The sequence below is a fragment of the Burkholderia sp. GbtcB21 genome, assembly GCF_019091065.1.
GTDB lineage: Bacteria > Pseudomonadota > Gammaproteobacteria > Burkholderiales > Burkholderiaceae > Burkholderia > Burkholderia pyrrocinia_C.
This window is the reverse complement of the sequence record NZ_JAGXKA010000022.1, coordinates 39,229-65,923: the sequence shown is the minus strand read 5'-3', so window position 1 is coordinate 65,923 and position 26,695 is coordinate 39,229. Positions and strand designations below refer to the sequence as shown.

The following is a 26,695-nucleotide window of genomic DNA, read 5'->3' as shown; positions in this document are numbered from 1 at the left end:
CCGTTTTCCGTCCCGATCGTCGCCCGCTCGCGGCGATTGCTTCGGTTTTGATCTTCAATTCCGCTGAAAATCGCCGCTTCGCTTCAATCATGTGAGTAATTAAGGTGTCATCGGATGTAAACATCTGGTAATTTTCTGCCGGATTATGCAAAATCGCCGCTCCCAAATACAACTATCGAGGGATCCGGGATGCAACTCAAGAAAGCGGTGGCAGCGTGTGGCGTGGCGTTTCTGTTGAGCGCGTGTGGCGGGGTACAGAGCCTCGACGCGAACAGCCTGACGTCGGCGGGGACGAACCTGTTCAAGGCAGCGACGCTGTCGGATTCGGACATCGCCGCGCTGTCGAACGACTCGTGCAAGTCCAGCGACGCCGAATCGAAGATCGCGCCGGCGAACAGCGCGTATTCGAAGCGCCTGACGAAGGTGATGAAGGGCTTCGGCGACATGACGCTGAACGGCCAGAAGGTCAACTACAAGGTGTACGTGACCAAGGACGTCAACGCGTGGGCGATGGGCAACGGCTGCGTGCGCGTGTACAGCGGCCTGATGGACATGATGAACGACGACGAACTGCGCGGCGTGATCGGCCATGAAATGGGCCACGTTGCACTGGGTCACTCGAAGAAGGCGATGCAGACGGCGTACGCGGTGAGCGCGGCGCGCAGCGCGGCCGGTGCGGCATCGCCGGGCGTGGCGGCGCTGACGAGCTCGCAGCTCGGCGACATCACCGAGAAGTTCATCAACGCGCAGTTCTCGCAGACGCAGGAAAGCGCGGCGGACGACTACTCGTTCGACCTGATGAAGCAGAAGGGCATGAGCCAGAAGGGCCTCGTCACCGCATTCCAGAAGCTGGCGAAGCTCGATGGCGGCCAGAGCTCGATGATGAGCTCGCACCCGTCGTCGACGAGCCGTGCGCAGCACATCGAGGATCGCATCGCGAAGGGCAGCTGATCGCGCAGCCGCTCGCCGGCCGACGCCGGCGATCGGCAGGCAGAAAGAAAAACCCCACGCTTTTCCGGGCGTGGGGTTTTGTTTTTGCGGGGGCGCGTGCCGCTTACGGCACCATCCCCGGCAGCACGTAAGCCTGCACCAGCGTGATCAAGCCGACGATCACCGCGAACAGCAGGCTGTGCCGCACCGTGAAGCGGAACAGCGCCGACTCGTTGCCGACGAGGCCCGTCGCCGCGCACGCGACCGCGATCGACTGCGGCGAGATCATCTTCGCGGTCACGCCGCCCGTCGTGTTCGCGGCCACCGCGAGCGTCTCGGGCACGCCGAGCTGATGGGCCGTGGCCTGCTGCAGCGAGCAGAACAGGGCGTTCGACGACGTGTCCGAGCCGGTCAGGAACACGCCGAGCCAGCCGAGGAACGGCGAGAAGAACGGGAACGCGGCGCCGGTCGCGGCCAGCATCAGCGCGAGCGTCGACGACATCCCCGAGTAGTTCGCGACGAACGCGAACGCGAGCACGAGGCCGATCGACAGGATCGGGCGCGTCAGCTCCTTCAGCGTCTCGCCGAACGTGACGAGTGCGTCGCGCGGCTTCATCCGCAACAGCGCCATCGAGATCAGCGCGGTCACGAGGATCGCGCTGCCCACCGCCGACACCAGATCGATCTTCAGCACGGCGTCGAGCGCCTTCGGCGTCGCGGCGATCGGCGCGGTCTTCACGACGAGCTGGTCGAGCCCCGCCACATGGAACTTCAGCACGGTCGACGCGAGCGCGCCGTGCGCGGCGAACAGCGCCTTGAACGGCGCGATGCTCCACACGGTGACGACGGCCGTCAGGATCAGGAACGGCGACCACGCGCGCACGGTTTGCGCGAGCGTGTACGGCGACGCCTGCCGGCTCGTGCCCGTGCCGAAGCCGTTGCCGCCCGCGCCGAAACCGGCCAGCGCAGCGCCGCCGCCGGTCGCGACGATGCCGCCTGCCGGCTGCTGCGCGGTGCGCGGCTGCCACACCTTCAGGAACGTCGCGAGCGCGACCAGGCTGACGAGCGACGACGTGATGTCCGGCAGCTCGGGCCCGATGTGGTTCGACGTGAAGTATTGCGTGACCGCGAAGCTGCCGCCCGCGACGAGCGCGGCCGGCCAGGTCTGCCGCACGCCGCGCAGCCCGTCCATCATGAACACGAGCCAGAACGGCACCGCGAGCGACAGCAGCGGCAGCTGGCGGCCGGCCATCGCGCCGATGTGGAACGGGTCGATGCCCGTCACCTGTCCGGCGACGATGATCGGGATGCCCATCGCGCCGAACGCGACCGGCGCGGTGTTCGCGATCAGGCACAGCCCGGCCGCGTGCAGCGGCTTGAAGCCGAGGCCGACGAGCAGCGCGGCCGTGATCGCGACGGGCGCGCCGAAGCCGGCCGCGCCTTCCAGGAACGCGCCGAACGAGAAGCCGATCAGCAGCATCTGCAGGCGCTGGTCGTCGGTGATCGACAGCACGGATGCGCGGATGACGTCGAACTGGCCGGTCTTCACGACGATCTTGTACAGGAACACGGCCGCGACGATGATCCACGCGATCGGCCACAGGCCGTACGCGAAGCCGAAGCCGGCCGCCGCGAGCGCCTGCGGCACGGGCATCCCGTACGCGAGGATCGCGACGCCGAGCGACAGCAGCAGCGTGATCGCGGCCGCGACGTGGCCCTTCATCCGCAGCGCGGCCAGCGCGACGAAAAAGAAGATGATCGGGATCGCGGCGACGAACGCCGACAGCCCGAGGCTGCCGAGCGGGGTGTAGATCTGATGCCAAACCTGCATGGTTGTCTCCTCCATCTGTGTCTGTATCTCTATGGGTACGGTCGGGAAAGCGGTGTCTTATTCGGGCTGGCCGCGTGCGCGCAGCAGGTCGGACAGGCTGCGCGGTGCCGGTTCGAGCGGCGTGCGGTGCTGCGTCCAGCCCATCTGTTTCGCGGGCGTCAGCGCGCGCAGGCGCGTCGCGGTCCAGCGGAACGCGCGATACGCGCGCGGATGCGCGAATGCGCCCGACCAGAAGCGCCACACGAGGTCTTCCGCGCGGTTGTAGTTCGCGCCCTGGCCGCGCAGCCGATGCGCGACGGGTTCGTCGGGCTTGCGGTTCGCCTCGGTGCGCAGCCGCACGAGCAGTTCCGGGATCGGGATCCGGACCGGGCATACCTCGCCGCATGCGCCGCACAGCGTCGACGCGGTCGGCAGATCGGCCGTCGCGTCGAGGCCGAGCAGGTGCGGCGAGATGATCTTGCCGATCGGCCCCGGGTAGGTCGTCCCGTACGCGTGGCCGCCGATGCGCGTATAGACGGGGCAGTGGTTCATGCATGCGCCGCAGCGGATGCACTGCAGCGTCGCGCGCAGCTGTTCGTCCGCATAGGCCTGCGTGCGGCCGTTGTCGAGCAGCACGAGATGCAGTTCGCGCGGGCCGTCGCGTTCGCCGTCGCGGCGCGGGCCCGAGATCAGGTTGAAGTAGGTCGTGATCGCCTGGCCGGTAGCCGAGCGCGTGAGCAGGCTCGACAGCGGCACGATGTGCTCGAGCTTCTCGACGACCTTCTCGATCCCCATGATCGCGATGTGCGTGTCGGGCACCGTCGTCGACAGGCGGCCGTTGCCTTCGTTCTCGACGAGCCACAGCGTGCCCGTGTCGGCCGCCGCGAAGTTCACGCCCGACAGGCCGATGTCCGCGTCGGCGAACGCGCGGCGCAGCGCGCGCCGGCCGGTCTGGATCAGCTCATCGACGTCTTCCGTGTAGCGCGTGCCGGGGATGTGTTTCTCGAACAGTTCGGCGATGTCGCCGCGCGTCTTGTGGATCGCCGGCATCACGATATGCGACGGCTTCTCGCCCGCGAGCTGCACGATGAACTCGCCCATGTCGGACTCGATGCAGTCGACGCCGTGATCCGCGAGGTAATGGTTCAGCTCGATTTCCTCGCTCGCCATCGATTTGCCCTTGATTACGCGGCGCGCCTTCTTCGCCTGCGCGATGCCGAGCACGATCGCGTTCGCGTCGGCGGCCGTCTCGGCCCAGTGCACGTGCACGCCGGCTTCGACGAGCTTCGCCTCCAGCCGTTCGAGCAGCGCCGGCAACTGCGCGAGCGCGTGCCGGCGCACGGCTTCGCCGAGATCGCGCAACTGCTGCAGCTCGGTGTCGTCGGGGAATTGCGTCGCGCGCTTGCCCTGCAGGAAATCCATCGCACCGCGAAAACTCCGGCGCAGCGCGGGATCGTCGAGCGCGGCGCGCGCGCGGGCCTTGAAGTCGCCGGGGGCGACGAATTGCAGCGTGTGGTCGCTCATCGCGGTTGGTCCTCGCAAGCGGTGGCGGCCGGCCGGGCGGTCGCGGCATCGGCAGCCGGATCGGTGACGATCACGACCCACAGGCGGCGCGGGCCATGCGCGCCATAAGCGAGCGTCTGCTGGATGTCGGACGTCTTCGACGGCCCCGACACCAGCACGAGGTTGGTCGGCATGCCGGCGTGCCAGCGCTCCGCGTGCACGGCTGCGTGCAGGTCCGCATGCAGCGTGTTCGCGTGGACGAGCGCGACATGCAGCGGCGGCACCAGCGACACCGTGCGCGGCGTGCCGGCATCGGGGGCGAGCACGACGGTGCCGGTTGCGGCAATGCCCGAGCGGGCGACGGTGAAGCCCGCGTCGATCGTGTCGAACAGTTCGGTCTTCCATGCGTCGATCGGCCGGTCGAACGGCACGGGCGCGACCGCGTCGGGCAGCGCGCGGGCGAGCGCCGCCGATTCGGCGCGGGCCGGGTCGAGCAGCAGGCGACGCACGCCGGCGTCGGCGAGACGCGCGGCAAGCTGCGCGGGCCATTCGTCGTCGGTCGCGCACCAGGCTTCCGCGTGCGAGGCGGCGAGCGCGGCCTGCAGCGCCTGAGCGAGCGTGTGTGGATCGCGCGCGGCTGGCGCGCGGCGCGTGTCGTAATGCGTATCGATGCGCGCATCGAGCGCGGGGGCGGCCGTCGCGGCGACGCCCGGGGCGGCGCCGCGCAGGCGCGCGAGAATCGCGGCGCGCGCGCTCATTGCTTGTCTCCGCGCAGCGATGCGGCGCCGGACGTGCGCCGCCACAGGAAGCTCGCGAGATGCTCGACGGGCAGCCGCGCGCCGGCCTTGGTCGCAGCGTGGCCGATGTTCAGCAGGCAGCCGCAGTCCGCGGACACGAGCCGGTCGCAGCCGGTCGCGCAGGCCGACGCGACCTTGTCGCGCACCATCGCGCCGGAGATGTCGGGATGCTTCAGCGAGAACGTGCCGCCGAAGCCGCAGCATTCGGATTCGCGTTCGTGTTCGATCCGCGTCACGCCCGGCAGCGCGTCGACGAGCGCGACGCCGTGCACGCGCGTGCCCATCTCGCGGCGCGCCGCGCACGACGTGTGCAGCACGACGCGCTCGTCGGGCCCGGCGCTTGCCGCGGCCGCGTCGAGTTGCACGTCGAGCACATGGACGAGGAATTCTGCGAGTTCGTAGGTCCGCTCCGCGATTGCCCGCACCTTCGGGCCGTGGACGGGATCGTCGGCGAACAGCGCCGGCCAATGGTGCCGGATCATGCCCGCGCACGAGCCGGACGGCACGATCACGGGCCACGGTTCGGCGAACAGGTCGAGCTGCGCGGCCGCGACGCGGCGCGCTTCGTCGGGATTGCCGCTGCTGTAGGCCGGCTGCCCGCAGCAGCTCTGGCCGCGCGGATAGTGGACGGTCAGGCCCTCGCGCTCCAGCAGGCGGACCGCGTCGAGCCCCGCTTCGGGGACGAACAGGTCGACCAGGCAGGTCGCGAACAGATAGACGTGCGCGGGGGCGGCGGCGGGGTACTGCCTTTCGTTCATGTCTCGCTCCAGTGGCGACGGCCCGGCATGCGGATGCGGGACGACGTTTTCGCTGCATAATTCCCGCGACGGCGCCGCAGCTCAAATTGGTTGGGCCAATCGGCGCGACGGGCATTCCGAGGGGAGACGCGACGATGGCGGCGATGACGGCACGGGGCCGGACCGAAGTGGTGATGCGCAAGATCGAGACGGCGCTGCTCGACGGCACCTGGCCGGCCGGCGCGCGCCTGCCGGCCGAGCGCGTGCTCGCGCAGCAGTACGGCGTCGCGCGCAACACGGTGCGCGAGGCGACCCAGCGGCTCGTCGCGCGCGGGCTGCTGCAGAGCCGGCGCGGCGCGGGCGTCTACGTGACGGATCAGTTGCGCGCGGGCATCGCGTCGCCGTGGGGCCAGCTGGTTGCCGATCATCCGGCGCTGCGCGACGACATCCTCGAATTCCGCCGCGTGCTCGAAGGCGCGACCGCGTATTTCGCCGCGCTGCGGGCCGATGCGAACGACCGGCGCAGGATCCGCACGCTGCTGCGCGAACTCGAGACCGCGCATGCGAACGACGACGCGGCCGTCGAGGCCGCGACCGACGCGCAGCTGCACGAGGCGATCGCACGCGCATCGCACAACACGATGTTCCTGCACCTGCATACGAGCGTGATCGGGATGCTGCGCGAGCACATCTCGATCAACGTGGCGGGCATGACGACGGACGACGAGCAGGCGTCCGAGCTGCTGTTGCTGCAGCACCGCGTCGTATGCGACGCGATTTGCGCGCATCGGCCCGAAGAGGCGCGCACCGCGATGCAGACGCATATCGATTACGTGCGCAGCCATTTCGAGCGCAGCGGCGACGGCGCATGAGATTGGTCGGACCGTTTCGGTGCGCGGGCCGCCCGGCGGGCGAATCCGGGGCGATCGGACCTCGACGCCAGATACGCGGGCGTTCGCCCGCCGCCCACGCCGCCCGCTGCCGCAACGGGGCGCCGCCTGCGCCGCCCGCGCGATTGACCGGTTCATCGGGCGCCCACTAGAATCAGCTGAACCGCCCGCCAGCCGCGCGCCGCGGCGAATGCGGACCGTTGTTCCGCCAGTCGAGGAAGCTTCCGTGCTCACGTCTTTCATCCGGCGCGCGCCGGCCGCGCTGTCGTGGCGCGCCGCATGCGGCCCGGCCCGTGCGCTGGCCGTCTGCGTGCTGCTGTCGCTCGTCGCCGCGTGCGCGACGCATCCGCCCGCCACCACGCTCGATCGCCCGGTTTCCCATGCATTGCCGTCCGATGCCGCGACGCCGCTGCGCGACGCGCTGGCCGCGCCCGAGGCCGCGCATCCGGGCCAGTCGGGTTTCCGGCTGCTGGCGGACGGCGCCGAGGCGCTGCAGATGCGCATCGCGCTCGCGCGCGCCGCGACGAAGACGCTCGACATGCAGTACTACATCGCGACCGAGGACACGACCGGCAAGCTGCTGCTTGCCGCGGCGCTGTACACAGCCGATCGCGGCGTGCGTGTGCGGATGCTGGTCGACGACCTGAACTTCCGCGACATCGACCGCATCATGGCCGCGCTGAACACGCACCCGAACATCGAGATCCGCGTGTTCAACCCGTTCGGCGCGTCGCAGGGCATGGTCGAGCGCACGACCAATTTCTTCACGAGTATCGACAGCTTCACGCGCCGGATGCACAACAAGGCGATGATCGCGGACAACCGGATCGCGATCGTCGGCGGCCGCAATCTCGGCGACGAATACTTCAGCGCGAGCCCGACGCTGCAGTTCCGCGATCTCGACGTGCTCGCCGCCGGCCCCGTGACGAACGACATCTCGGCGAGCTTCGACACCTACTGGGCGAGCGCGAGCAGCTATCCGCTGCGCGTGCTGAATCATCAGTCGTTCGATCCGAAGGATCTCGACGCGATGCGCGACGAGCTGCGCAACCACTGGCGCCAGAACGCCGATCCGTACAACGCGAAGCCGCTGAACGCGACACCGCTCGCGCAGCAGATCGCGCGCAACGAGCTCGCGCTCGTGTGGGCGCCGGCCGAGTTCAAGGCCGACGCGCCCGACAAGATCGCGCAGCCGGACGACGCGTACGTGAGCCCGCCGATGCGGCGCCTCGTCGAGCTGACGCGCGGCGCGCAGCAGGAATTCCTCGCGTTCTCGCCGTATTTCGTGCCGCACGACGCGGGCGTGAAGATCCTCGGCGACACGACCGCGCGCGGCGTGCGCGTCGCGATCCTGACGAATTCGCTCGCCGCGACCGACGCGGTGGCCGTGCAGGCCGGCTACGGGCCGTACCGCGTGCCGCTGCTGCGGCACGGCGTCGAGCTGTACGAGTTCAAGGCGCAGCCCGGCCGGCAGCGCCCGCGCCTGTTCGGGTCGCGCTCGCGCGCGAGCCTGCACGCGAAGGCGTACGTGATCGACCGGAAGATCCTCGTGATCGGCTCGATGAACCTCGATCCGCGTTCCGCGCACCTGAATACCGAGCTCGCACTCGTGATCCACAGTCCGGCGCTCGCGCAGCAGGTCGCGACGATTTTCGCGCGCGTGACGCAGCCGGACGAAAGCTATCGCGTGAGCCTCGCGACGCCGGCGGGCGGCGGCGCGCCCGAACTCGAGTGGACGGGCACGGACGACGGCCGGCCGACCACCTATCACGTCGATCCGCACGCGGGGCTGCTGCGCAACCTGATGACCGGCATCTTCACGCTGCTGCCGGTCGACGACCAGCTTTAGGGCCAGCGCAGGCCTGTCATTGGCGTGAACGGGCCCCAAGAGGACGGCAGCGCCCCGGCTAAACCCGCGTTACCGGTGCGCGGGGAAAGGTGATATGGTTGTGTGCGCAACGATCGTGGCAGCGTGACGATGCTGCCGGGCGGCCCGTGCCACGCGCACCGCGCACACCCGCAACCGGAGTTCCCCCCATGCAACGTGTCCCGAACCAGCCGTTCACGCGTCCCGCCCGCTTCTCCGAAGCCGAATGGCAGGCGCGCGTGCAGCTCGCGGCGGCCTACCGCATCTTCGATCATCTCGGCTGGACCGAGCTGATCTACAACCATATCTCGCTACGCGTGCCGGGCGAGGACGGGCATTTCCTGATCAACCCGTTCGGGCTCCATTACCGCGAGGTGTGCGCGTCGAACCTCGTGAAGATCGACATCGACGGCAACGTGATCGGCCATTCCGACTGGCCGATCAATCCGGCCGGCTTCACGTTCCACAGCGCGATCCATGCGGCGCTGCCCGACGCGCACTGCGTGATGCACGTGCACACGACGCCCGCGATGGCCGTGTGCTGTTCGCGCGACGGGCTGTCGTTCTCGAATTTCTATTCGGCGCAGTTGTACGGGAAGATCGCGTATCACGACTTCGAGGGCATCACCGTGCATCTGGAGGAGGGGCGGCGCATCGTCGAGAGCGCGGGCGGGCGGCCCGTGCTGCTGCTGCGCAACCACGGACCGGTGACGATCGGCGCGACGCTCGCGCAGACGTTCTCGCTGATGTGGCTGCTCAACCGTGCGTGCGAGGTGCAGGTTGCCACGCACGCGATCGGCGGCGCGCTGCCGATCGCGCCGCCGGTGCTCGAAGCGTGCGTGCGGGATTCGCTGAATTTCGACCCGAAGCATGGCGCGGGGCAGGACGCGTTCGACGCGCTGCAGCGCATCGTCGATCGCATCGATCCCGGCTATCGCGCGTGACAGCGAAGTGCTGTTGTGCCGCGAGCGGTGGCGGACTCGCTTCGTCATGCTCGAGACGGCGCGAACCGGATCCGGCCACATACGCAAAAAAAACGCGGCCGGGTGGCCGCGTGAATACTCGCAGACTCCTTCGGACGAAGGAAACAAGCAACTGTGAGACGAAGTGTAGCGAAAGGCTGGGCGCGGATTCAGGCGTCAGGCTGCAAAGGTCTCTTCCAGGTTGACGCAAACTGACACGATGCGTCGCGCGAGATGACCTGCCGTGCGCGGCGCGCCGATGGGCTGCGGCGATTCGCGGCATGGCCGTTCGGAGGGCTCCCGGATCGGCGGCGATCGACTACCATCATGTGTAGCGCTCCCGTTCGGGCGGCGTACAACGTCGTGCAAGGAGAGTCCATGCTCAAGCTGCGTTTGCTCCAGGTCGCGTTACTCGCGGGCGTGCTGGCCGCCGGCAGCGCCGCTGCCGAAACGGTGCGCCTGTCCGCCAGTCTCCAGCCGTCGAGCGAAGTGCCGCCGACGGCGACCAAGGGTTCGGGCGCCGTCGACGCCACTTACGACACGGCCAGCCGCACGCTGCAATGGATGGTGACTTACGAACACCTCACCGGCCCGGCGACGGCTGCACACTTCCACGGGCCCGCGCCGGTCGGCCAGAACGCCGGCGTGCAGGTGCCGATTCCGAAGGACGAGCTCGCGAGCCCGATCAAGGGCTCGAAGGTGCTGACCGACGCGCAGGTCATCGACCTGATGGGCGGCAAGTGGTATTTCAACGTCCATACGAAGGAGCATCCGTCCGGCGAGATCCGCGGCCAACTGATGCCGGCGAACTGAGCGCCGGCGTTTGATATAGAGCCTCCGTTCGAGCGGCGCGGGAACGATCGCACGTACCATCGTCACACTGTGATTACGGAGTGCGTCCGATGAGTTGGCAAAGCAAGTTCGCCTGCTGGCTGCTGCGCTGGCAGTTCCGTCCCGAGACCACGCGCGAGGTGCTCGATCCCGCCCGCGCACGGCGCTTTACCGACCTGCGGATGGTCGTGCCGCGCCGCGCGCCGTCGGGCTACCGGCTGCGCCAGTGCTACGGCGCGAGCGACGCGCCGCTGCGCGGCGAATGGCTCGAACGCACCGACGCGGGCGTGGCTCGCGCGCCCGGCCGCACGCTGCTGTACTTCCACGGCGGCGGCTATTACTTCTGTTCGACGAAGACTCACCGGCCGCTCGTGTTCGGCCTGACGAAGCGCGCGGGCGTGCGCTCGTTCTCGCTCGACTACCGGCTCGCGCCCGAAAACCGCTTCCCGGCCGCGCTCGACGATGCGCTGGCCGCGTACCGGCAACTGCTGGCGCTCGGCACGCCGCCCGAGTCGATCGTGCTCGGCGGCGATTCGGCCGGCGGCGGCCTCGCGCTCGCGACGCTCGTCGCGCTGCGCGATCGCGGCGAGCCGTTGCCGGCCGGCGCGATCCTGTTTTCGCCGTGGACCGACCTGGCCGGCACGGGCGATACGATGCGCACCAACGACGGCGCCGATCCGATGTTCGCCGGCGCCGCGCTGCCGAAGGCCGCGAAGCTGTATCTCGGCGACGAGTCGGCGACGAATCCGTACGCATCGCCGCTTTATGCGGATTTCGCGGGCCTGCCGCCGCTGTATATCCAGGTCGGCAGCACCGAGGTGCTGCTGGACGATTCGCGCCGTGTCGCGGAGAAGGCGAAGGAGGCCGGCGTGCCGGTCGAGATCGAGGTATGGCCGGATATGCCGCACGTGTGGCAGCTTTATGCGCCGATGGTGCCGGAAGCGCGCGATGCGCTCGACCGCGCGGCCGCGTTCCTGCGCCGCGTCGCGGTCGAACGCGCGGTTCAGCGCGTCGGCGAGGCGTCGATCGCCTGATAGGCGGCCTGGACGGCCGCCGGGCCGTACTTGCGCTCGAGCCGGCGCACGGTGAAGTGGCCGTGCGCCATCTGCTGGAAGTGGTCGATGAACAGCGTGTTGACGGTCGCGCCGAGCACGGCGCCGATCGCCGGGATCGACTTCGCGGCCATCTGCTCGGTCACCTGCACCGAGAACCGCGATGCCACCGTCTGTACCAGCTTGAACACCGCCGCCGAGCTGTGCGCGGCGATGCCTTTCGTCGTGATGTCGGACGACGCCTTCGAGATCGCCTGCGCGAGCGCGCCGCGCAGCACGAAATAGCCGAGATCGGCGTCCTCTTCCTGCTTGTCCGGGTTGCCGCCCATGCCGAGCACGGCCAGGCATTGCAACTGTGTGTCCACCGATGTGAGATCCTCGCCCTCGCTGCGCGCGATGTCGCATACCGAGCGGAAGATCAGCGTGGTCGTCACCGGCAGCTCGACCGGCAGCGCGAGAAAGCCGAACGCACCGCCCGCCGCGCCGGTCGTCGCGACCGCGAGCTTGTGCAGCAGGTTGCTGGGTTTCTCGGGCTCGGCGTCCGGCGTCTGCGGCTTGCCGAGCGTGCGCAGCGCGATGTTCAGGCACTTGCGCAGCGCGAGCTGCGTCGCATCGTTGATCTTGCCGGTCGCGAAATCAGGCAGCCGCGCGATCATCTTCTCGACCGGCGCGCCGAGCACGCCCGTCAGCTTCATCGTCAGCGACGGGCTTTCCAGCACCTGCTTCGCGCGCCGCAGCGCGTCCCGGTCCTCCGGCGACAGCGTCGTCGCGGGCGTGATTGAAATCGGTTCCATCTTTCTCCTTGGCGGCCGGGGAGCGGTTTGACCGCCGCCGGCCTAGATTACTCCGACATGCTAGAATTTTGAGATCGTTTGACTCGTCAAAAGTTGCATCAACAAAAAATGGCCGTCCATACTGCCGCCCACCATTCGAGCGGGCAAGTCTTGCCGTTCCGCGAATCGCTACTGGCGATGATCGGGATCTCGTTCGTCACCATGCTCGTCGCGCTCGACCAGACCGTGGTCGGCACCGCGCTGCCGACCATCGTCGCCGAGTTGAGGGGCTTCGACCTGTACGCGTGGGTCGCGACTTCGTACCTGCTCAGCTCCGTGATTACCGTGCCGATCTTCGGCCGCCTCGGCGACTACTACGGCCGCAAGCCGTTCGTGATCGTGTCGATCGTCGTGTTCACCGTCGCGTCCGTGCTGTGCGGGATGGCCAACGACATGCTGACCCTCGTGCTCGCGCGCGGCCTGCAGGGGATCGGCGGCGGGATGCTGGTCGGCACTGCGTTCGCGTGCATTCCCGACCTGTTCCCCGATTCGGTCGTGCGGCTGCGCTGGCAGGTGCTGATGAGCTCGGCCTTCGGCATCGCGAACGCGGTCGGCCCGTCGCTCGGCGGCGTGCTGACCCAGTCGTTCGGCTGGCGCTCGGTGTTCTACGTGAACCTGCCGGTCGGCCTGCTGTCGCTGCTGTTCGTATGGCGCTACCTGCCGCACCTGCGCCACGTCGAGCACGATCGCAAGATGCGGCTCGACTGGCCGGGCGCGCTGCTGATCGCGCTGTCGCTCGGCGCGCTGCAGCTGTTCGTCGAATGGCTGCCGAAGTACGGCGTCGCGAGCTGGGCGTCGCTGCTGCTCGTCGTCGCGGTCGCGGCCGGCATCGGCCTGTGGCACTGGGAGAAGCGCTGCGCGCAGCCGATTCTGCCGTTCGACATGTTCGGCAACCGCGCGCTGTCGGCGCTGTTCGTGCTCGCGATCCTCGCCGGCTTCTCGATGTTCTCGCTGCTGTTCTACGCGCCGCTGCTGTTCCAGGGCGGCTTCGGGATGTCGCCGAAGGAGGCCGGGCTCGTGATCACGCCGCTCGTCGTGTTCATCACGATCGGCAGCATCATGAACGGCCGCGTCGTCACGCGCATCCGCAATCCGAACGCGATGCTGCACGTCGGCTTCGTGCTGTTCGCGATCGCATGCGCGGGCATCGTCGTGTCGACCCACACGACGCCGACCTGGATGCTGATGGCGCTGATGGTCGCGGGCGGCATCGGGCTCGGCTTCGTGCTGCCGAACCTCACCGTGTTCGCGCAGCAGGCGGCCGGCCGCGAGCATCTCGGCATCGCGACGGCGCTGCTGCAGTCGCTGCGGATGGTCGGCGGGATGATCGGCACCGCGCTGACGGGCACGCTCGTCAACCAGATGTATTCGGGCGGCGTGCGCAATGCACTCGCGGCCGACCATGCGACGCAGTGGCATGCGCAGCTCGCCGATCCGCAGATCCTGATCGACCGGGCGGCGCAGGGCGGTCTGGTCGCGGAGCTGACGCGCGCCGGGCATAATGGCGCGCTGCTGCTGGAAGCGGCCCGCGAATCGCTCGTCGGCGCGATTCACCTGGGCGTCGCGATGGCGGCCGTCGTCGCCGTGGTGTCGGTATGGCAGTGCCGCCGCGTGCCGCCGATCGCGCTGCGGCGCAAGATCGAGCCGCACGTCGCGGCCGATTAACGATTCAACGATTCACCGGAAACGAAATCAGCGCATGGAAGAACAGGACCGCGTCGCGATCTTGCAGCAATTCGGACGCACGTATCGCGCGTTCATGACCGCGTTCGAAGCGCACGTCGGGCAGCCGATGCCGCGCTGGCGCATCATGGTCGCGTTGCACACGATGGGCGGACATTCGTCGCAGAAGAAGCTCGTCGAAGTGCTGCGCATCGATCCGGGCGCGCTCACGCGCCAGTTGAAGTCGCTCGACGCGCTCGGCTGGATCGAGCGCGAATCCGACGCACGCGACAACCGCGTGACCAACGTGACGCTGACGGACGACGGCCGCGCCGCGTTCGACGCGTGCCTGCCGCGCCGCAAGGCGTTTCTCGAACAGACGGTGGCGCAGTTGCCGGACGACGTGCTGAATGCGCTGTCGGGCGCGCTGGCGATGCTGGAATCGCGGATCGCGGACGTCGGTTCGACGCCGGTCGCGCGCTGAAGCGCGGCGCGGGCAGGCGCGTACGCCGCGCCCGCGAACGATCGCGACCGGCAGGCGAGCACGAAATCTTGCCACCGGCCGGCGCTTCAATTCATCTCAATTCACTTCAGATTCACAGCTCGATGCGCGTTCCCAGCAGCGCGAGGAACTGCGCGAGCCATGCCGGATGCGCGGGCCACGCGGGCGCGGTGACGAACGGCGCGTCGGTCACGGCCGCGTCGACCGGGATGTCCGCATATTCGCCGCCGGCGAGCTTCACCTCGGGCGCGCAGGCCGGGTAGGCCGAGATGCGCTTGCCGCGGATCACGTCGGCGGCCGCGAGCAGTTGCGCGGCGTGGCAGATCGCTGCGATCGGCTTGCCGGCCGCGGCGAACTCGCGCACGAGCGAAATCACCTTCGGGTCGAGTCGCAGATATTCGGGCGCACGGCCGCCCGCGATTGCGAGCGCGTCGTAGCGCGATGCGTCGACGTCGTCGAACGCCGCGTTCAGCGTGAACTGGTGGCCGGGCTTCTCGGTGTAGGTCTGGTCGCCCTCGAAATCGTGGATCGCGGTCTTGATCTTGTCGCCCGCGCGCTTGCCCGGGCAGACTGCGTCGACGTGATGGCCGACGGCCTGCAGCGCCTGGAACGGCACCATCGTTTCGTAGTCTTCGGCGAAATCGCCGGTCAGGAACAGGATCTTCTTCGCGGCCATGGCTTTCTCCAGTGAAGCAGCGTTGAGGGCCCGTTCGCGCCGCGTGCGGCAGACCGACGCAACGGCCGCGAGGGGCCCCGAGGACGAAAGCGCAGTGTACTCCGGCAGATTGAAGCGCGCGTGACGGCCGCCCCGCGCGAGCGGCGGGGCGGCGCGCGCAACGTGCGTCAGAAGAAGGTTTCGACCACTTCCGTCACGCGGAACTGCGGATCGAGCACGAGCACCTGGCGCCACTTGTCGAACGTCAGGCACGGGTGCGAGATGTCGAATGCGACCATGTCGCCGACCTTCACGTCGGCGCCCGGCGGGATCTGCAGGTACGCGTGCTGATCCATCATCCCGGTCACGGCCCAGCCTTCGGTGGCGGCGACGTCGCGCGGCGCGGTGTCGCGGCCCGGGCGGAAGTGGCGCGCCGGCTCGGGCAGGCCTGCATCGAATGCCGCGTCGCGCTTGCCGAGCGCGACGATCGCGCGATTCTGCTCCGGCACCGACTGCACGTACGCCCACAGCTGCAGTGCGGGCAGCAGCCCTTCGCCCATCTTGCGTGCGATCGGGTTGCGCGCGAACACGTCGGTCTGCGCCTTCTTGTAGATGCCGACATCATGCGTCAGATAGCAGCCCGGACGCAGCACGACTTCCGCGAAGCCCGCGTCGGACGCCTTCGCGAATTCTTCCGCGACCACGTCGTACCACGCCGAACCGGCGCCGGACAGGATCGCCGGCGTGCGCGCGAAGCGGCCGGCGCCGGCCAGCTCGCGCGTGAGCGCGACCGCGTCCTGCAGGAACGCGCGGATCTCGCCTTCCTCCTTCAGCACGCCTTCGTAGAGTTCGATGCCGGCCAGCTTCAGCGTGTCCGGATAGCGCGCGAGCGCGGCGAGCACGGCCTCGCGCTGCGCGGCGTCGCGCACGCCCGCGCGGCCGCCCGGCACACCGAGCTCGAGCAGCACGTTCAGCGTTTTTTTCGCGTCGCCGAAGAAGCGGCCGAGCTGGTCGACGCTCTCGGCGGAATCGACGAGACAGAAGAATTCGAAGTCGGGATCGGACAGCAGCCCGGCGATGATCGTCATGTTCTGGCGGCCGACGAGCTGGTTCGCGAGCAGCACGCGCCGCACGCCGCCGTGATACGCGGCCTGCGTCTGGTGCGCGGTCGCGAGCGTGATGCCCCACGCGCCGGCATCGAGCTGGCGGCGGAACAGTTGCGGCGCCATCGTCGTCTTGCCGTGCGGCGCGAACTTGACGCCATACTGCTGGACGAACGCCTGCATCCAGTTCAGGTTGTGTTCGATGCGGTCCTCGTAAAGCACGGCAGCCGGCAGGCTGACGTCTTCCGCGAGCAGGTTCCACTCGAGGCGGCCCGCGTCGCCGAGCGGCACGCTGGCGCTCGGCAGGTTGCCCAGGCCTTTGCCGAAAGGATCGATCGTCGCTTCCTGATAGTTTGTAACTTTCATGTCATCCCGCTCCATCATCACTATGCATTGCACTGAAGTTGACATGCCGATGGTACAGAAAGTAGCATCGGCGCGGTGATGTTATTTAGTAACATCAGGCTTCGAACCCTTTTCCGCAGATGAATACGCCCGCCACCCCGTCCGCTCCGCTCGCGGCCGAGCCCCATCCGGCTTCGGCCGCCCCGCCGGTCCTCGACATCGTCGCGAGGATCGCCGAATGCGCGCCTGAGCTGCGCGATGCCGAGCGCAAGGTCGCCACGTTCATCCTCGCCGATCTCGCGCGCGCCGCGCATGCGAGCATCGGCGCGCTCGCGCGCGACGCGGAGGTCAGCGTCGCGACGGTCACGCGTTTCGCGAAGGCCGTCGGCTGCCGCGACGTGCGCGAACTGAAGGTGCTCGTCGCGCAGGCGGCGGCCGTCGGCCAGCGTTTTCTGGTGCCGTCCGACGATGCGCCGACCGCCGACGCGAGCCCCGCGTCGGTCGTCTACGACGAGATCCGCGTGGCGCTCGCGCACAACCATCAGTTGCTGCGCAACACGTCGTTCGACGCGGCGGCCGATCTGCTCGCCGGCGCGAAGATGATCTACGTGTACGGGCAGGGCGGCGGCTCGACCATGCTCGCCGACGAGCTGCGCTTCCGGCTCGTGCGCTTCGGCCGGCCGGTCGCGAGCTACCAGGACAGCCTGCTGCAGCGGATGGTGTCCGCGACGCTGTCGCGCGACGCGGTCGTCGTCGCGCTGTCGGTGAGCGGGCGCGTGCCCGAGCTGCTCGAGAGCTGCCGCCTCGCGAAGCGCTACGGCGCGAAGCTGATCGCGATCACCGCGCCGGCTTCGCCGCTCGCGAAGCTCGCCGACCACCTGATCCCGGTCGTCGCGTTCGAAACCGATTTCATTTACAAGCCGTCGACGTCGCGCTACGCGATGATGATGGCGATCGACGTGCTCGTCACCGGAGTCGCGCTGCGGCTCGGCGATGCGGGCCGAGAATCGCTGCGCCGCATCAAGCATGCGCTCGATGCGCATCGCGGCGGCGGAGACCGTCAACCGGTAGGAGACTGACCATGCATTCGCATCCCGAAGCCGCCGATACGCTGATCGTCGGCGCGCAGTTGTACGACGGCACCGGCGCGCCGCCCGTCACGCGCGACGTCGCGATCCGCAACGGCGTGATCGCGGCGATCGGCAACCTGTCGAACTGGCTCGCCGAGACCGTCGTCGATGCGAACGGCCGCGCGCTCGCGCCGGGCTTCGTCGACGTGCACACGCACGACGACACGCACGTGATCCGTGCGCCGCAGATGCTGCCGAAGATCTCGCAGGGCGTGACGACCGTGATCGTCGGCAACTGCGGGATCAGCGCGTCGCCGGTGACGCTCGCGGGCGATCCGCCCGACCCGATGAACCTGCTCGGCGAGCGCGGCGCGTTCCAATACCCGACCTTCGCCGACTACGTCGCGGCCGTAAACGACGCGCGTCCGGCCGTGAACGTCGCGGCGCTCGTCGGCCACACGGCGCTGCGCAACAACCAGATGGACCGTCTCGACCGCGCGGCGACCGACGGCGAGATCGCCGCGATGCGCACGCAGCTCGAGGAGGCGCTCGCGAACGGCGCGCTCGGCTTGTCGTCGGGCCTCGCGTACGGCTCCGCGTTCGCGGCGCCGACCGAGGAAGTGATGGCGCTCGCCGAGCCGCTCGCGAATGCGGGCGCGCTGTACACGACGCACATGCGCACCGAGTTCGATGCGATCCTCGACGCAATGGACGAGGCGTATCGCGTCGGCCGCCATGCGCAGGTGCCGGTCGTGATCTCGCACCTGAAATGCGCGGGCCCGTCGAACTGGGGGCGCAGCACCGAAGTGCTCGCGTCGCTCGAAGGCGCGCGCCGCTACCAGCCGGTCGGCTGCGACTGCTATCCGTACAGCCGCAGTTCGTCGACGCTCGACCTGAAGCAGGTGACGGGCGACATCGACATCACGATCACGTGGTCGGAGCCGCACCCGGAAGTCGCGGGCAAGCTGCTGAAGGCGATTGCGGCCGACTGGGGCGTGACCGAGCAGGAAGCCGCGCAGCGCATCCGCCCGGCCGGTGCCGTGTACCACAACATGTCCGAGGACGACGTGCGCCGGATCCTGTCGCACCCCGCGACGATGGTCGGCTCGGACGGTCTGCCGAACGATCCGCTGCCGCACCCGCGGCTGTGGGGCGCGTTCCCGCGCGTGCTCGGCCATTACGTGCGCGACACGAACCTGCTGCCGCTCGAGGAGGCGATCCGCAAGATGACGTCGCTGTCCGCGCGCCGCTACGGGATCGCGCGGCGCGGCGAGGTGCATGTCGGCTATCACGCGGACCTCGTGCTGTTCGATCCGGCGCGCGTGCTCGACGCCGCGACGTTCGAGAAGCCGCAGCAGCCCGCGCACGGGATCGATGCCGTGTGGGTGAACGGCGTGCTGACCTACGAGAACGGCCAGCCGACCGGCGAGCGCGCCGGCGGCTTCGTCGCGCGTGGCGAGCGCGTGCCGGCGAGCGCCGAAGCTGCATTCTGAGTCCGGACGCGGCGATTGTTCCGATCTTCGCGTGTGCCGCTGCCGGCGCGCGCATCCGCAACCGAGCGTTGCACGGGATCCGGGGCGGTGCTGAAGCGCCTGCCCGGGTCGACAAAACAAGGAGTGAAACGATGAAGCGATATGGCGTAGGCGAAGCGAAGGGTACCGGCGGCCAGGTGATGCCGTTCGCACGTGCGGTCGAGGCTGACGGCTGGCTGTACGTGTCGGGCCAGACGCCGATGGTGAACGGCGAGGTCGTCGAAGGCGGGATCGTCACGCAGTCGAAGCAGACGATCGAGAACGTGATCGCGATCCTGAAGGAAGCCGGCTACGGCCTCGAGCACGTCGTGCGCTGCGGCGTGTGGCTCGACGATGCGCGCGATTTCGCGTCGTTCAACAAGGTGTTCGTGTCGTACTTCGGCGAGCATCCGCCGGCGCGCGCATGCGTGCAGTCGAGCATGGTCATCGACTGCAAGGTCGAGGTCGACTGCATCGCTTACAAGGCGCCGGCGAAGTAACACGGCTGCGCTTCCCCGCGCACAGGAGAACAGCCCGTCCGGCGCGAGCCGAACGGGCTGTTCTGTTTGGGGCTCGCGTCTGCCGCTCGCCGGCCGCCGTCACTGCCGCGCAGTCCGCGCGTTGTCCGGCATCGGCTGGTTGTAGTTCGTGCGGAACGGGTTGATGTCGAGCCCGCCGCGGCGTGTGTAGCGCGCATACACCGCGAGCTTCACCGGTTTGCACGCATGCAGGATGTCGAGGAAGATCCGCTCGACGCACTGCTCGTGAAAGCCCGTGTGATTGCGGAACGAGATGATGTAGCGCAGCAAGCCGGCATGATCGATCTGCGGCCCGACGTAGTGGATCTGCACGCTGCCCCAGTCGGGCTGGCCGGTGACCGGGCAGTTCGAGCGCAGCAGGTCCGACACGAGCGTCTCCTCGACCGGCGCTTCGTTCTCGGCGGCCGACAGCAGCGACGGATCGGGTTCGTACACGTCGGTGTCGAGATCGAGCCGGTCGAGCGACAGCCCGTCGAGCTCGTCCATTTCCAGCTTGCCGAAATCGTGCGCCGACACGAGTTGCACGGCGGCGCTCGCGCCGCATGCGGCCGACACGTCGCGCTTCAGCGTGTCGCGCACCGTGTCGATCGAGTCGAACTTCGACTGCGCGAACGAGCCGAGATACAGCTTGAACGACTTCGATTCGACGATGTTCGGCGATTCGGCCGGCACGTAGAAGGTCGCGACCGCGACCTGCGGCTTGCCGCGCGGGTTGAGCCACGACAGCTCGTACGCGTTCCAGATGTCGGTGCCGAAGAACGGCAGCGCCGACGCGATGCCGAGCTGCTCGCGCGCGCCCGCGCGCGGGATCGGGAACAGCAGCGACGCATCGTACTGGGCTGCGTAGACGGTGGCCTTGCCGAGCGGGGAGTGTTCGGGATTCATTGCGTGACGCCTTTACGACAGGAAGAGGCGGTAAGCCGGGTTGGCGCTCTCTTCGACATACGGATAGCCGAGTGCCGCGAGGAAGCCCTCGAACTCGGCGCGATCGGCCTGCGGCACCTGCAGCCCGACGAGGATCGAACTGTAGTCCGCGCCCTGGTTGCGGTAGTGGAACAGGCTGATGTTCCAGTCCGGCGCCATCGACGACAGGAATTTCATCAGCGCGCCCGGCCGCTCCGGGAATTCGAAGCGGAACAGGCGCTCGTCGAGCGCGAGCGGCGAGCGGCCGCCGACCATGTAGCGGATATGTTCCTTCGACAGCTCGTCGTGCGTCAGGTCGACGCTCTTGAAGCCGTGCGACTCGAAGTTCGCGGCGATTTCCGCCGATTCGCCGCGACGGCGGATCTGCACGCCGACGAAGATGTGCGCGGATTGCGCATCGGCGATCCGGTAGTTGAACTCGGTGACGTTGCGGTCGCCGACGAGCGAGCAGAAGCGCTTGAAGCTGCCGCGCTCCTCGGGGATCGTGACCGCGAATACGGCTTCGCGCGCCTCGCCGACCTCCGCGCGCTCGGCGACGAAACGCATCCGGTCGAAGTTCATGTTCGCGCCGGACGTGACCGCGACGAGCGCCTGGTTCTCGATCCCCTCGCGTTCCGCATACAGCTTCGCGCCCGCGACCGCGAGCGCGCCGGACGGCTCGAGCACGCTGCGGGTATCCTGGAACACGTCCTTGATCGCCGCGCACAGTGCGTCGGTGTCGACGGTCACGACACCGTCCAGGTATTGGCGGCACAGCCGGAAGGTTTCCTCGCCGACGAGCTTCACCGCGGTGCCGTCCGCGAACAGGCCGACCTCGGTCAGCTCGACGCGTTCACCGGCCTTCAGCGACTGCGCCATCGCGCACGAATCCTCGGCCTGCACGCCGATCACCTTGATCTCCGGGCGCACGGCCTTCACGTATGCGGCAACGCCGGACGCGAGGCCGCCGCCGCCGATCGGCACGAAGATCGCGTGGATCGGGCCCTGGTGCTGGCGCAGGATCTCCATCGCGATGGTGCCCTGGCCGGCGATCACGTAAGGATCGTCGAACGGGTGGACGAACGTGAGGCCGCGCTCTTCCTGCACCTTGACCGCATGCGCGTACGCGTCGCTGTACGACTCGCCGGCCTGGATCACCTCGACGCCCGGGCCGCCGTGCGCGCGCACCGCGTCCACTTTCACCTGCGGCGTCGTGACGGGTACGACGATCACCGCCTTGACGCCCATCCGGGCCGCCGAGAACGCGACGCCCTGCGCGTGATTGCCGGCCGACGCGGTAATCACGCCGCGCGCGAGCGCGTCGGCCGGAATGTGCGCCATCTTGTTGTACGCGCCGCGCAGCTTGAACGAGAACACCGGCTGGTTGTCCTCGCGCTTCAGGTAAACGGCATTGCGCAGCCGGGCCGACAGGTTGCGGGCGGGTTCGAGTTCCGTCTCGATCGCGACGTCGTAGACGCGCGCGGTGAGGATTTTCTTCAGGTAATCGTGGGATGCCATGGGCGCTCGCGTGCAGTGCGGAAGCAGACGGTAAAAGGTCAATGATAGCGCCAAGGGTCCGCCCGCACGCAAGCGGCATGCCGGGCGAGCGGTCGCGGGGCCGCGCGGGCGGCGCATTCGCGACGCCGGGCGTCCCGTTTTTACCGGTTTAACCGCGCGGTTACCGACCGGACGGGCGGCGAATGATCGCACGAATCCGCGCCGAACCAGGCCTGGCGCGGCTGGCGGGGATAGCCCCACGACCTGTCCGGCGTGTCACGCATGGCCCGATCATGGGTTAGAATTCCGTTTTGAATCAAGGATCGGAAGATGCAGAGGCACCCTCGGATCGCCCCGTTGAAGCCGACGCCGCGCGCAGCCAGCCCCGCGGCGGAACGGCATGCGCGCCGCGCGCGATCGTGCTGATGGTTCCGAGTGCCGCCAGGCCCTGTCGCCGGCCAGGAGGGGCGAATCAACGCCCGCTCCGGCCCCATGAAGGACAGCCGCGCGCCTGGTAACAGAACAGATTTCCCCAAGATTGCGCCCACGCGCTTGCCGACGCCCGTGCACGGGGTATCGGCCCTCCGAGTCGTCCGAACATGAACGCACCACAAGTTTTCGATCCGAATGGCGCGGCCGCCGCCGTCGCCGCCGACCCCGCGCCCCGGTTGCGCGAGATCCCCTACAACTACACGTCCTTCTCGGATCGCGAGATCGTGATTCGCCTGCTCGGCGAAGAGGCGTGGTCGGTGCTCGACGAACTGCGCGCCGAACGCCGTACGGGTCGCTCGGCACGGATGCTGTATGAAGTGCTCGGCGATATCTGGGTCGTGCGGCGCAATCCGTACCTGCAGGACGACCTGCTCGACAACCCGAAGCGCCGCGCGCTGCTGATCGAGGCGCTGAACCACCGCCTGACCGAGATCGGCAAGCGCCGCAGCGCGGATCTCACCGCGCACCGCGACGACGCGGGCCGCGAGCGCGCGGTGCGCGTCGAGATGCTCGAAGCCGCCGCGCAGCGTGCGGTCAACGAGTTCGCCGACGAATTCGAGAAAATGGCCGACCTGCGCCGCCGCGCGACCAAGGCGCTCGGCCGCTGCACGCAGAAGGACAACATCCGCTTCGACGGGCTGTCGCGCGTGTCGCACGTCACCGATGCGACCGACTGGCGCGTCGAATACCCGTTCGTCGTGCTGACGCCCGATACCGAAGCCGAGATCGCGGGCCTGATCAAGGCGTGCTTCGAGCTCGGCCTGACGGTAATCCCGCGCGGCGGCGGCACCGGCTATACGGGCGGCGCGGTGCCGCTCACGCCGTTCTCCGCGGTGATCAACACCGAGAAGCTGGAACAGCTCGGCGCGGTCGAGTTGACCGAGCTGCCGGGCGTCGCGCACAAGGTGCCGACGATCTTCTCCGGCGCGGGCGTCGTCACGCGCCGCGTGACCGAAGCGGCCGAGGCGGCCGGCTACGTGTTCGCGGTCGATCCGACCTCGCTCGACGCATCGTGCATCGGCGGCAACGTCGCGATGAACGCGGGCGGCAAGAAGGCCGTGCTGTGGGGCACCGCGCTCGACAACCTGGCCTGGTGGCGGATGGTCGATCCGGACGGCAACTGGCTCGAAGTCACGCGCCACGAGCACAACCAGGGCAAGATCCACGACATCGCGGTCGCGCGTTTCGAGCTGAAGTGGTTCGACGGCGCGTACGCGCCGGGCGAGAAGCTGCTGCGCACCGAGATGCTCGAGATCGAAGGCCGCCGGTTCCGCAAGGAAGGGCTCGGCAAGGACGTGACCGACAAGTTCCTCGCCGGCCTGCCGGGCGTGCAGAAGGAAGGCTGCGACGGGCTCATCACGTCCGCGCGCTGGGTGCTGCACAAGATGCCCGCGCATACGCGCACCGTCTGCCTCGAATTCTTCGGCCAGGCGCGCGAGGCGATCCCGAGCATCGTCGAAATCAAGGACTACCTGTTCGAGACGTCGAAGCAGGGCGGCGCGATCCTCGCGGGCCTCGAGCACCTCGACGAGCGCTACCTGCGCGCGGTCGGCTACGCGACCAAGAGCAAGCGCAATTCGTTCCCGAAGATGGTGCTGATCGGCGACATCGTCGGCGACGATGCGGATGCGGTCGCGCACGCGACGTCCGAAGTGATCCGGATGGCGAACGGCAAGAGCGGCGAGGGTTTCGTCGCGGTCAGCGCGGAGGCGCGCAAGCGCTTCTGGCTCGACCGCAGCCGCACGGCCGCGATTGCGAAGCACACGAACGCGTTCAAGATCAACGAGGACGTCGTCATCCCGCTGAACCGGATGGGCGAGTACACCGACGGCATCGAGCGGATCAACATCGAGCTGTCGCTGAAGAACAAGCTGCAGCTCGTCGACGCGCTCGAAGCGTTCTTCCGCGGCGGCAACCTGCCGCTCGGCAAGACCGACGACGCGAACGAGATCCCGAGCGCCGAGCTGCTCGAAGACCGCGTCCAGCAGGCGCTGGAGCTGCTCAAGCGCGTGCGTGCCCGCTGGGAATTCGTGCGCGACCGGCTCGACCAGCCGTTGCGCGAGGCGCAGCACTACCTCGTGCAGCTCGGCTACGAGGCGCTGGCCGAGAAGTTCGCGGATCGCGCGGACGAGCAGCCGGGCGCGACCGTGTTCCACATCACGCAGGACCGCACGGTCCGCATCTCGTGGAAGCAGGAGATCCGCGCGGAGCTGCGCGCGATCTTCAACGGCGGCGCGTTCAAGCAGATCCTCGACGAGGCGCAGGCGATCCACAAGCAGGTGCTGCGCGGCCGCGTATTCGTCGCGCTGCACATGCACGCGGGCGACGGCAACGTCCACACGAACATCCCGGTCAACTCCGACAACTACGAGATGCTGCAGGACGCGCACGCGTCGGTTGCACGCATCATGAAGCTCGCGCGCTCGCTCGACGGCGTGATCTCCGGCGAGCACGGGATCGGCATCACGAAGCTCGAGTTCCTGACCGACGACGAGATCGCCGAATTCCGCGCGTACAAGCAGCGCGTCGACCCGAACGGCCGCTTCAACAAGGGCAAGCTGCTCGAAGGCGCCGATCTTCGCAACGCGTATACGCCGAGCTTCGGGCTGATGGGCTACGAGTCGCTGATCATGCAGCAGTCCGACATCGGCGCGATCGCCGATTCGGTGAAGGACTGCCTGCGCTGCGGCAAGTGCAAGCCGGTGTGCGCGACCCACGTGCCGCGCGCGAACCTGCTGTACAGCCCGCGCAACAAGATCCTTGCGACGTCGCTGCTGATCGAGGCGTTCCTGTACGAGGAACAGACGCGCCGCGGCGTGTCGATCAAGCACTGGGACGAGTTCAACGACGTGGCCGACCATTGCACGGTGTGCCATAAGTGCGCGACGCCGTGCCCGGTGAAGATCGACTTCGGCGACGTCACGATGAACATGCGCAACCTGTTGCGCAAGATGGGCAAGAAGAAGTTCAACCCGGGCAGCGCGGCGGGCATGTTCTTCCTGAACGCGACCAATCCGCAGACGATCAATGCCGCGCGCAGCGTGATGATGGGCGTCGGCTACAAGGTGCAGCGCTTCGCGAACGACATGCTGAAGAACGTCGTGAAGAAGCAGACGCAGCACCCGCCGGCGACCGTCGGCAAGCCGCCCGTCGTCCAGCAGGTGATCCACTTCGTCAACAAGAAGATGCCGGGCAACCTGCCGAAGAAGACGGCGCGCGCGCTGCTCGACATCGAGGACAACAAGATCGTGCCGATCATCCGCAACCCGAAAGCGACGACCGTCGATTCGGAAGCGGTGTTCTACTTCCCGGGCTGCGGCTCCGAGCGCCTGTTCTCGCAGGTCGGTCTCGCTACGCAGGCGATGCTGTGGGAAGCCGGCGTGCAGACGGTGCTGCCGCCGGGCTATCTGTGCTGCGGTTATCCGCAGCGCGGCGCGGGGCAGTACGACAAGGCCGAGAAGATCGTCACCGACAACCGCGTGCTGTTCCACCGCGTCGCGAACACGCTGAACTACCTCGACATCAAGACGGTGGTCGTGTCGTGCGGCACGTGTTACGACCAGCTCGCCGGCTATGAATTCGACAAGATTTTCCCGGGCTGCCGGATCATCGACATCCACGAGTTCCTGCTCGAGAAGGGGATGAAGCTCGACGGCGTGACGGGCACGCGCTACATGTATCACGACCCGTGCCACACGCCGATCAAGACGATGGACCCGGTCAAGCTCGTCAACGAGCTGATGGGCGCGGAGAAGGACGGCTACAAGATCGAGAAGAACGACCGTTGCTGCGGCGAATCGGGCACGCTCGCGGTCACGCGCCCGGACGTGTCGACGCAGGTCCGCTTCCGCAAGGAAGAGGAGATCCGCAAGGGCGCGGCGAAGCTGCGCAGCATCCCGGTCGTCGCCGGCGATGCGCCGGCGCCGGCCGCAGCAGCCGCGAACGGCCCGGACGTGAAGATCCTGACGAGCTGCCCGTCGTGCCTGCAGGGCCTGTCGCGCTACAACGAGGATGCGAACATCGAGGCCGACTACATCGTGGTCGAGATCGCGCGCCAGGTGCTCGGCGAGAACTGGATGGCCGATTATGTCGCACGGGCGAACCATGGCGGGATCGAGCGCGTGCTGGTCTAATGCGGGCATGACGACCGCCCGACCGGGCTTGGGATGAGAGCGGGCGCCGGCGCCGATGCGCGGGCGCCCGC

At 68.3% G+C, this 26,695-nt stretch carries 21 protein-coding genes; 12 read left to right on the top strand and 9 right to left on the bottom strand.

The features are described 5' to 3' along the window. The first annotated feature begins 189 nt into the window (after positions 1 to 189). Positions 190 to 951, top strand: a complete 762-nt coding sequence (locus KVT39_RS32820; RefSeq protein ID WP_034179029.1) for a M48 family metalloprotease — start codon at positions 190 to 192, stop codon at positions 949 to 951. Between the two features lie 103 nt (positions 952 to 1,054). Here the strand turns inward: KVT39_RS32820 and KVT39_RS32815 are convergent, their stop codons facing one another. From KVT39_RS32815 to KVT39_RS32800, 4 genes are read right to left on the bottom strand one after another with little or no spacing between them, the layout of a single operon-like run. Continuing rightward, positions 1,055 to 2,761, bottom strand: coding sequence for a lactate permease LctP family transporter (locus KVT39_RS32815; RefSeq protein WP_217591019.1), 1,707 nt, complete (start codon positions 2,759 to 2,761; stop codon positions 1,055 to 1,057). A gap of 57 nt (positions 2,762 to 2,818) precedes the next feature. Then, complete coding sequence (locus KVT39_RS32810) at positions 2,819 to 4,264, bottom strand: LutB/LldF family L-lactate oxidation iron-sulfur protein (protein ID WP_217591018.1); 1,446 nt, start codon at positions 4,262 to 4,264, stop codon at positions 2,819 to 2,821. Next, positions 4,261 to 5,001 carry an LUD domain-containing protein gene (locus KVT39_RS32805; protein ID WP_034179027.1) on the bottom strand — a complete coding sequence of 247 codons (741 nt, stop codon included), beginning with the start codon at positions 4,999 to 5,001 and terminating at the stop codon, positions 4,261 to 4,263. The genes KVT39_RS32810 and KVT39_RS32805 overlap by 4 nt, the downstream gene beginning before the upstream one ends. Beyond that, on the bottom strand, positions 4,998 to 5,798 hold the full coding sequence (locus KVT39_RS32800; RefSeq protein ID WP_217591017.1) for a (Fe-S)-binding protein: 801 nt from the start codon (positions 5,796 to 5,798) through the stop codon (positions 4,998 to 5,000). Before KVT39_RS32800 ends, KVT39_RS32805 begins: the two co-directional genes overlap by 4 nt. Positions 5,799 to 5,932: 134 nt before the next feature. Here KVT39_RS32800 and KVT39_RS32795 point away from each other — a divergent pair, with 134 nt between their 5' ends. From KVT39_RS32795 to KVT39_RS32775, 5 genes are all read left to right on the top strand, one after another. Continuing rightward, complete coding sequence (locus KVT39_RS32795; protein ID WP_034179025.1) at positions 5,933 to 6,649, top strand: FadR/GntR family transcriptional regulator; 717 nt, start codon at positions 5,933 to 5,935, stop codon at positions 6,647 to 6,649. A gap of 244 nt (positions 6,650 to 6,893) precedes the next feature. Continuing rightward, on the top strand, positions 6,894 to 8,516 hold the full coding sequence (locus KVT39_RS32790; RefSeq protein WP_217591016.1) for a phospholipase D family protein: 1,623 nt from the start codon (positions 6,894 to 6,896) through the stop codon (positions 8,514 to 8,516). A 188-nt stretch (positions 8,517 to 8,704) separates the two neighbouring features. Next, complete coding sequence (locus KVT39_RS32785) at positions 8,705 to 9,478, top strand: class II aldolase/adducin family protein (RefSeq protein ID WP_217591015.1); 774 nt, start codon at positions 8,705 to 8,707, stop codon at positions 9,476 to 9,478. Positions 9,479 to 9,874: 396 nt separating this feature from the next. After that, complete coding sequence (locus KVT39_RS32780; RefSeq protein ID WP_034179022.1) at positions 9,875 to 10,309, top strand: CHRD domain-containing protein; 435 nt, start codon at positions 9,875 to 9,877, stop codon at positions 10,307 to 10,309. Between the two features lie 89 nt (positions 10,310 to 10,398). Then, on the top strand, positions 10,399 to 11,361 hold the full coding sequence (locus tag KVT39_RS32775; RefSeq protein WP_217591014.1) for an alpha/beta hydrolase: 963 nt from the start codon (positions 10,399 to 10,401) through the stop codon (positions 11,359 to 11,361). Here the strand turns inward: KVT39_RS32775 and KVT39_RS32770 are convergent. Continuing rightward, a complete protein-coding gene (locus KVT39_RS32770) occupies positions 11,331 to 12,173 on the bottom strand; it encodes an EcsC family protein (protein WP_217591013.1) in 843 nt (280 codons plus the stop codon). The two genes, KVT39_RS32775 and KVT39_RS32770, sit on opposite strands and share 31 nt — an antisense overlap. A gap of 108 nt (positions 12,174 to 12,281) precedes the next feature. Between KVT39_RS32770 and KVT39_RS32765 the strand changes: the two genes are divergently transcribed. Beyond that, positions 12,282 to 13,877, top strand: a complete 1,596-nt coding sequence (locus tag KVT39_RS32765) for an MDR family MFS transporter (RefSeq protein WP_034179019.1) — start codon at positions 12,282 to 12,284, stop codon at positions 13,875 to 13,877. Between the two features lie 34 nt (positions 13,878 to 13,911). After that, the gene (locus KVT39_RS32760) at positions 13,912 to 14,358 is read left to right on the top strand and encodes a MarR family winged helix-turn-helix transcriptional regulator (protein ID WP_034179018.1); all 447 of its coding nucleotides are present in this window, start codon (positions 13,912 to 13,914) and stop codon (positions 14,356 to 14,358) included. Between the two features lie 112 nt (positions 14,359 to 14,470). Here the strand turns inward: KVT39_RS32760 and KVT39_RS32755 are convergent, their stop codons facing one another. Further along, entirely contained in the window at positions 14,471 to 15,052 is a 582-nt protein-coding gene (locus KVT39_RS32755; RefSeq protein ID WP_034179017.1) for a DJ-1/PfpI family protein, read from the bottom strand. A gap of 167 nt (positions 15,053 to 15,219) precedes the next feature. Beyond that, entirely contained in the window at positions 15,220 to 16,500 is a 1,281-nt protein-coding gene (locus KVT39_RS32750; protein WP_217591012.1) for an amino acid deaminase, read from the bottom strand. A gap of 119 nt (positions 16,501 to 16,619) precedes the next feature. Here KVT39_RS32750 and KVT39_RS32745 point away from each other — a divergent pair, with 119 nt between their 5' ends. From KVT39_RS32745 to KVT39_RS32735, 3 genes are all read left to right on the top strand, one after another. Continuing rightward, positions 16,620 to 17,558 carry a MurR/RpiR family transcriptional regulator gene (locus KVT39_RS32745; protein WP_034179015.1) on the top strand — a complete coding sequence of 313 codons (939 nt, stop codon included), beginning with the start codon at positions 16,620 to 16,622 and terminating at the stop codon, positions 17,556 to 17,558. 2 nt (positions 17,559 to 17,560) lie between these two features. Then, positions 17,561 to 19,042 (top strand): amidohydrolase family protein, encoded by a 1,482-nt coding sequence (locus tag KVT39_RS32740; protein WP_217591011.1) that lies wholly within the window; start codon positions 17,561 to 17,563, stop codon positions 19,040 to 19,042. Between the two features lie 131 nt (positions 19,043 to 19,173). Next, on the top strand, positions 19,174 to 19,560 hold the full coding sequence (locus KVT39_RS32735; RefSeq protein WP_006751946.1) for a RidA family protein: 387 nt from the start codon (positions 19,174 to 19,176) through the stop codon (positions 19,558 to 19,560). 99 nt (positions 19,561 to 19,659) lie between these two features. Here KVT39_RS32735 and queF read toward each other — a convergent pair whose 3' ends face one another. Together queF and ilvA are read right to left on the bottom strand one after the other, a co-directional pair. Next, positions 19,660 to 20,484 (bottom strand): NADPH-dependent 7-cyano-7-deazaguanine reductase QueF, encoded by an 825-nt coding sequence (gene queF, locus KVT39_RS32730; protein ID WP_217591010.1) that lies wholly within the window; start codon positions 20,482 to 20,484, stop codon positions 19,660 to 19,662. Positions 20,485 to 20,496: 12 nt separating this feature from the next. Continuing rightward, positions 20,497 to 22,020 (bottom strand): threonine ammonia-lyase, biosynthetic, encoded by a 1,524-nt coding sequence (gene ilvA, locus KVT39_RS32725; RefSeq protein WP_217591009.1) that lies wholly within the window; start codon positions 22,018 to 22,020, stop codon positions 20,497 to 20,499. A 578-nt stretch (positions 22,021 to 22,598) separates the two neighbouring features. Between ilvA and KVT39_RS32720 the strand changes: the two genes are divergently transcribed. Continuing rightward, positions 22,599 to 26,624 carry a DUF3683 domain-containing protein gene (locus KVT39_RS32720; protein ID WP_105391396.1) on the top strand — a complete coding sequence of 1,342 codons (4,026 nt, stop codon included), beginning with the start codon at positions 22,599 to 22,601 and terminating at the stop codon, positions 26,622 to 26,624. The last annotated feature ends 71 nt before the right edge of the window (positions 26,625 to 26,695 follow it).